Genomic DNA, 449 nt, shown 5'->3' on the forward strand with positions numbered 1-449 from the left:
CAAAAGAAGTGGGTAGTTTAACCTTCGGGAGGACGCTCACCACTTTGTGGTTCATGACTGGGGTGAAGTCGTAACAAGGTAGCCCTAGGGGAACCTGGGGCTGGATCACCTCCTTAAACGATAGATTGCGATTTATGAGTGTTCACACAGATTAATTAGGTTTTGAAAGTTGAAGTTGTAGAGCTTTAATTAATAATTCCGATTATTGATTAAAGCTTTTTGCTTTAAGCTCTTTAACAATTTGGAAAGCTGACTGATTTAGCTTAATTTGTTTTTACTTTTGAAAAAGTAAAACAAAACAGCTCAAGGCTGTAATTAAGTTAAATCAAAATTTAAAAGTTCTTAATATCCTTTGTTTTACTTTGTAAAACGAAGAACAACACATTCAAGTGTTCTTGTATTTTGAATCCGGCGAAAAACCAGAACTCGCAATGACGAGTTCAACCTTG

General features: G+C 35.6%; 1 rRNA gene. It reads left to right on the forward strand.

The window, feature by feature from the left end:
• Positions 1 to 116 (forward strand): 16S ribosomal RNA (locus HC728_RS19855); the annotation flags it as partial.
• Positions 117 to 449: the final 333 nt, after the last annotated feature.

It is taken from the genome of Aliivibrio sp. S10_S31, assembly GCF_014694495.1.
GTDB classification, from domain to species: domain Bacteria; phylum Pseudomonadota; class Gammaproteobacteria; order Enterobacterales; family Vibrionaceae; genus Aliivibrio; species Aliivibrio fischeri.